The 6,166-nt window shown below is 66.1% G+C and carries 6 protein-coding genes; 5 read left to right on the top strand and 1 reads right to left on the bottom strand.

Going from position 1 to position 6,166, the window contains the following annotated elements; translation table 11 throughout:
* From JMF90_RS19870 to JMF90_RS19860, 3 genes are all read left to right on the top strand, one after another.
* On the top strand, nucleotides 1–897 hold an 897-nt coding region (locus JMF90_RS19870), incomplete at its 5' end, for a dihydrodipicolinate synthase family protein (RefSeq protein WP_201325342.1).
* A gap of 33 nt (nucleotides 898–930) precedes the next feature.
* Complete coding sequence (locus JMF90_RS19865; protein ID WP_200076908.1) at nucleotides 931–1,098, top strand: hypothetical protein; 168 nt, start codon at nucleotides 931–933, stop codon at nucleotides 1,096–1,098.
* A gap of 217 nt (nucleotides 1,099–1,315) precedes the next feature.
* Complete coding sequence (locus tag JMF90_RS19860) at nucleotides 1,316–1,963, top strand: hypothetical protein (protein ID WP_011549301.1); 648 nt, start codon at nucleotides 1,316–1,318, stop codon at nucleotides 1,961–1,963.
* Nucleotides 1,964–2,087: 124 nt separating this feature from the next.
* Here the strand turns inward: JMF90_RS19860 and fliD are convergent, their stop codons facing one another.
* Complete coding sequence (fliD, locus tag JMF90_RS19855) at nucleotides 2,088–3,602, bottom strand: flagellar filament capping protein FliD (RefSeq protein WP_201317231.1); 1,515 nt, start codon at nucleotides 3,600–3,602, stop codon at nucleotides 2,088–2,090.
* 464 nt (nucleotides 3,603–4,066) lie between these two features.
* Between fliD and JMF90_RS19850 the strand changes: the two genes are divergently transcribed.
* Both JMF90_RS19850 and JMF90_RS19845 read left to right on the top strand, forming a co-directional pair.
* Nucleotides 4,067–5,380: a nitrate regulatory protein gene (locus tag JMF90_RS19850; RefSeq protein WP_201317232.1), complete on the top strand. Its 1,314-nt coding sequence runs from the start codon at nucleotides 4,067–4,069 to the stop codon at nucleotides 5,378–5,380.
* A gap of 370 nt (nucleotides 5,381–5,750) precedes the next feature.
* A partial coding sequence (locus JMF90_RS19845; RefSeq protein ID WP_201325341.1) for a formate/nitrite transporter family protein occupies nucleotides 5,751–6,166 on the top strand: 416 nt, incomplete at its 3' end.

Here is a 6,166-nt window from a genome sequence, read left to right as displayed (position 1 = left end):
ATGCTGACGCCGTTCGACGACGCCGGCGCGATCGACTACGCCGGGCTCGAGCGGCTCATCGAATGGTATCTGGCACACGGCTCGGACGCGTTGTTCGCGGTTGCGCAATCGAGCGAGATGCAGTTCCTGAGCCTCGCCGAACGCGCGGCACTCGCGCGCTTCGTGGTCGAGCGGGTGGCCGGGCGCGTGCCGGTCGTCGCGTCCGGCCACATCAGCGACGATCTCGACGCTCAGGTTACCGAACTGTGCGCGGCGGCCGAATCGGGCGCGCAGGGCATCGTGCTCGTGACCAACCGGCTCGATCCGCAACGCAAGGGCAGCGCCGCGTTGCTCGACCACCTCCACCGGCTGCTCGCACGACTGCCGTCGGATCTCCCGCTCGGCCTGTACGAATGTCCGGCGCCTTACCGGCGGCTTCTGTCGGATGACGAACTGCGCGCGTGCATCGACACGGGCCGGTTCGTGATGCTCAAGGACGTGAGTTGCGATCTCGCGACGGTGAAGCGGCGCGTCGCGCTTGCCGAGGGGTCGCCGCTGAAGATCCTGAACGCGAACGCCGCGATCGCCTGGGACGCGATGAAGGCCGGGTCCGCCGGTTTCAACGGCGTGTTCACGAACTTCCATCCCGATCTCTACCAGTGGCTGCGCACGCAAGGCGAGTCGAATCCGGCGCTGGCCGACGAACTGTCGACGTTCCTGGTCGTCTCGGCGGTATCGGAGGCGCTGGGTTACCCGGCGCTCGCGAAGCTCTATCACCAGCGGATCGGCACGTTCGGGTCGATCAAATGCCGTGCGATCGACTACGACGTGCGCGAACGCTTCTGGGCGCTCGACGCGGTGCTCGACAAGATCGTCGCCGGCACCGAACACTTCCGCCGGCGGATCGCTGCGTCATAAAGTACGACGCGTGCCGCGCCAGTCGCGTGGCACGTGATCGCATCGCGTGCCGTGCGCGCGGCCGGCGCGCCCATTGCCTGCAAGCACGACCCGCTTTGCGCGATGCGTCGCAATCGCGGCGCACTCATCGCGATTTCCCTCTCGTCGATGGCGGCGACGCCTGCCGCCGCGCTCCTCCTGCCGTCATTCACGACATCATGAACGCGAACCGCCCGCGATCCGCGAGCGCGGCGTCGATGCTCGTCCGGCCAACCTGCCGCGCGTTGCATCGACCATGTCCGACGGACTGTCGACATGTCTTGCGCGACGCGAGAAAAGCGCACAAATCTGCGCAATCCCGCGCCCATCCGTTGTAACGGCTCGTAATACCATGCCGCGGAGTGATTTTTACGACGAACCGCTGAAGCCGCATTCGCCCATGCAACACGTAACGACGACAAGCCGGCCGCCGATCCTGGCGGCGCCGGTGGATGCCATGCTGCACGCCGTGATCGACGAAGTCGTCCACCGAAGCGTGTCGGAAGCGACGACGCGCGGCGGCTACATGCGCTGCGCCGACTATGCGATCGTCGGCGCGCGGGTGCTGACGCTGCTGACCGGCAAGCCCTATCGGCCGTTCGCGGGCGGCGAAGTGATGGATTTCGGCGGCGGCAACCTGTACGCGCTCTGCACGACGCGCGAGCGGCGCCGCACCGCGCGGCATCTGTCGCAGCTCGCGCGGTATCACTGCTGGATCGAAGCGCGCCACGACGATGCGCTCGGACGCACGCGCAAGGAGATCGTCGACTTCACGCTGCGCCACGACGAGACCGTCGCGAACCAGCTGGGCATGCCGTTCGCCCGTGCTTACCAGGCTTATTTCTGGGGTTGGGAGGATGAGCATGCGGTACCGGCCGAGTTGCACGATCATCCGGTATTCGCGAAGCAGGGGCCCGTGTGGCGCTGGGCCGAGCGCGAATGCACGTCGCTGCTGCGTGCGTACGAGCACGAACGGCCCGGCTATTTCGGGCGTCAGGTGTCGCGCGCGATCGATTGGTTCGCCGATCGCGTGGAAGGTCTCGGCTGACCGTTGCCTGCTTCAAGGACAGCCGCGGGCCGGCTATCCGTGATGATGCGCATCCGGCGAGCGCTGGCGCGTCGCCGGGCATGAGCGACAGCGTCGGGCCGCGCCCCTCGCGCGACCCGACTGCTCACTTGCTGGACAGCGTGCCGCTGCTGTTCGCACCCCCGAACAATCGCGTCAGGTACTGCGTGTTGGTGTTCATCCGCGCCATCAACGTGTTGAGTGCGGTGAACTGCGCCTGGTATTGCTTCGTCAGTTGCGCGGCATAGTCGGACAGATCCGACTGCTGCTGCGTGACGCGCTTCAGATCGGCGGTCAGTGCGGTCGTGCGCACGTCGATCATCCCGTTCTTCTTCGTGAACTGCGTGATCTGGTCGGCCAGGCGCGTGCCGATCCCGTTCTCCGGATTGAACAGGCGCGCGACGCCCGACGGATTGGCCGACAACGCGCTGTCGAGCTTCGCGCTGTCGACGTTCAGCGTGCCGTCCTTCTCGAGCTTGATGCCGATCGACAACAGGTTCACGTGTCCGTTGCCCTTCTCGGTAGTGGCGCTGCTGTCGACGCCGCGCGCGACGATCGACGCGAGCGAGTTGCGGATCGTGTTCAGCGTCGAATCGCCGATCAGCGCGCCTTGCGAGCTGGCTCCGGCCGTGTAGCTCGACAGCGCGCCCATCGTCTTGACCACCGTGTTGTACAGGCTCACGAAATTCGTGATCGTGGCGGCCTGCGACTTCGTGTCGGTGCTGACCGTCAACGTCTGCGTATCGGTCGCGCTGACCGCGGCCGCCGACAGATTCAACGTGATGCCGGTCAGCACGCCCGATACCGCGTTGCTCGCGCTGGTCGATGCGATCCCGTTGAGCGTGAACTTCGCATCCTGCGCGGCGGTGCTCTGCCGCCACGCGGCCGCGCCGTTCGCCGAATCGATTTTCGATGCGCCGCCGGACGGGTCGGCCGTCGACGTGACGCCGAGGTTCGACAGGCCGCCGTCGTTGGACACGTTGCCGACCGCGACGCTGATCGCGTTCGCCGCGCCCGTCTTCGACGATGCCAGCACGAGGTGTGCGCCGTCCGTGCCGTTGATGACCGTCGCGCTGATCCCCGGGTTGCCCGCCGCGCCGTTGATCGCCGCCGCGATACCCGCGAGCGTGTTGTTCGTGCCGCCGACCTCGACCTTGAACGACTGGCTGCCGAGCGACAGCGTCAGCGTGCCGGTACCGAGCGCCTTGCTGCCGTTGAAGCCGGCGGAAGACAGCGCCTGCGCGGTCGCGATCTGCGTGACGCCGACCGTGTAGGTGCCGGCGACCGCGCCCGCGCCGGCCGTCGCGGTCAGGCCCTTGCCGCTCGCGACCGCGTTGAACGTCGACTGCAACGCGCCGTTCTTCAGCGACGTCAGGCCCGCGTCGAGCGCGCCGAGCGCGGACGACAGCGCGCCGAATGCGGAAATCCGCGTGTTGCCGGTCGTTTGCGATGCGGCAAGCGTCGCGGCCCGGCCGGCCGTTTTCGCGTTCACGAGCGTCTTGACGAGCGAGCCGACATCCATCGCCGGATTGCCGGTCGAGCCGTTGATGATCGATTGCGCCGCCTGTTGCATCAGGCTGTTCGCGTTCGCGCCGCTGTTGACGGGCGTGTTCGTTGGCATGGGTGAGCTCCGGTTGAAGGCGATCCAGTGGCGAACGGCGGTGGAGCCGGCCGGCGGCGATCCGGATGGGTCCGTGGCGATCCGCGTGCGTGTCGTTTCTCGCGCTTCTCGCCCGATGCCGCCGCGGATCGCGGGAGTGTCGGGAAAACGTAAGAATGATGGGTGCGGAGCCGGTTTCTAAAAGAAGTCGGTTATTCCGAGGGTAGAAAATCGTAGCCGGCCCGAAGCAGACATGAAACCTTGGGTTGTGTACGGGCGGGCAAGCTCAAAAGATTGAGAGCGTTTATTGGCAGTGCGCCTTGTGAACGTTGCCGAGGCATTGCAGGCCTATGCTCGGGAAGTATTTGGCAGCGAAGCTGCGGACCGCGCCTTTGTCACGATCTTGCTATGCAAGGCGTCAAAAAAATAACGATTATTGTCCGCTCTACACTGCACCGAGTCCCTGTCGACGGTCAGTCTCCACCATGCCCGCCACCGCCCTGCAATTCGCGCTGCTCGCCAAGCATCAGGAAATCGCGTCCCTGCGCCACCTGGCCGAGCAGATCGAATTGGTCGACCTGCTCGGCCGCCTGATCCATGCGCTGCAGCGCGAGCGCGGCGCCACCAGCATCTATCTGGCGTCGAGCGGCAAGCGCTTCGTCGCCGAACGCGCGGCTTCGCGCGGCGAATCGGTGCCGCTCGTCGCGCAGTTGCGCGAGCGCCTGGACCTGGAACTGACGCCGGCGCGCGGCTCGACGTCGCGCCTGTTGTCGCTGATCGCCTGGGTGCTGCTCGACCTGGAATCGCTGGATGTGCTGCGCGAACAGATCGACCATCTTGCGCTGTCGGCGCCGGATTCCGTCCAGGCGTTCAGTACCGTGATCGGCGGCCTGGTGGAGCTGATTTTCCAGTTTGCCGACAGTGCGGCGGACCCGTCGGTGTCGCGCATGCTGATTGCCCTCGTCCATGTCGTCGAGGGCAAGGAGGAAGCGGGACAGGAACGTGCCGTCGGCGCGCACATGTTCGCGGCGGGCACGTTTTCGGCGGATCAGCAGCAGCGCCTGCTGTATCTGATAGCCGCGCAGGAGCGCAGTCTCGAAGTCTTCGCGAGCTTCGCAAACACGGCGCAAAGCGCATGGTGGGAAACCCGCATGACGGAGCCGCACATGGCGGCGCTCGAGAAGCTGCGCCGCGTACTGTGCACGGCGCACGCCGGCGATGCGCTCGACGCCGTCCTGAGCGAAGCATGGTTCGACGCCGCGAGCGCCCGCATCGATGATCTCTGGCATCTTCAGATTGCGCTGACGCTGCAGGTGCAGGAAACGTGCAACGCGCGAATCGAAGACGCGCACCGAACGCTGCACGACTCCGAGCGCCTGATGGCGCAGTTGCGGAACAATCCGCCCCCGCATACCCAGGCGCTCGCCCAGTTCTTCGCCGGCGATCCGTTGTCGGCGCGCGCGGCGGTTCACGAACTGCCGGAACGCCTCTCCGGCTCCGACGTGGGGACGCTCGCCAGTCTGAAATCCCTGCTGGAGTCGCAATCCGCGCGACTGGCCGGCGCGGAGGTCGAGCTCGACGCGGCGCGTCGCGCGCTCTACGAACGAAAGCTCGTGCAGCGCGCGAAAAATACGCTGATGACGCGCTTCAGCCTTCGGGAGGACGAAGCGTATCGGATGCTGCAGAAAGCGTCGATGGACGGCAATCGGCCGCTTGCCGATATTGCGGAAGACGCGCTGACGTCGCCCGAGCGATTCGTCGACGAGCACGCGCAGCCTTCCGTGCGACGTCGTACGTAGCGAAGCGCGCCGGACACACCGCACGACGACGGCACGACCTGACCGGAACGCACCGCGCTTCACGCACCGCGGCTGCGCCCGAAGCGCATGCGCGAGGTGCAGTTTGCACCGCGCGAGTGCGATTCGCTGCGATCGGCCGCGGCTTTCTTCCCCGGCATTTCGCGTCCGGCCAGCCTGCATCGCGATATCCCCGTCACTGGTACGAGAATTGCGAACATCTCGCTCGTCGGGCTAATGGCGGCCTGACGATCACGCCATGTCGAACCGTGGCGGCCGATCACGTGGATAACAGCGTCCGCGCCAGGCACTCGCATGTCGAGCGAGTGCCTGGCGCGTTTTTTTTGCCCGTCCAACTTTACGAGCGCACACCATGGCCTACCTCACGCCCAACGAATTCGTCACCAGGATGGTCGATGCCGGTGAATCGAAGCTGTCGATGTCGACCCGCGATACGCTGATTCGCGCGTACATGGCGGGCGCGATCCTCGCGCTCGCAGCCGCCTTCGCGGTCAGCATCACGATCAACACCGGCAACGCACTGGCCGGTTCGCTGCTGTTTCCGGTGGGATTCTGCATGCTGTACCTGCTCGGCTTCGACCTGCTCACCGGCGTCTTCACGCTCGCGCCGCTCGCGGTGATCGATCGCCGGCCCGGCGCGACCTGGGGTGGCGTGTTCCGCAACTGGACGCTGGTGTTCTTCGGCAATTTCGCGGGCGCGCTGACGGTTGCGCTGTTCATGGCGATCATCTTCACATTCGGCTTTTCGGAAGCGCCGAACGCAATCGG

It is taken from the genome of Burkholderia sp. E168m23, from assembly GCF_016586125.1.
GTDB lineage: Bacteria > Pseudomonadota > Gammaproteobacteria > Burkholderiales > Burkholderiaceae > Burkholderia > Burkholderia orbicola.
The sequence above is the reverse complement of the archived record's forward strand: the minus strand, read 5'-3'. Positions and strand labels throughout refer to the sequence as shown.

What these genes read in the sequence shown, in the direction of transcription:
- JMF90_RS19860 (WP_011549301.1), top strand. Translation starts at nt 1,316, where the DNA reads ATGCAACACGTAACGACGACAAGCCGGCCGCCGATCCTGGCGGCGCCG.
- fliD (WP_201317231.1), bottom strand. Translation starts at nt 3,602, where the DNA reads ATGCCAACGAACACGCCCGTCAACAGCGGCGCGAACGCGAACAGCCTG.
- JMF90_RS19850 (WP_201317232.1), top strand. Translation starts at nt 4,067, where the DNA reads ATGCCCGCCACCGCCCTGCAATTCGCGCTGCTCGCCAAGCATCAGGAA.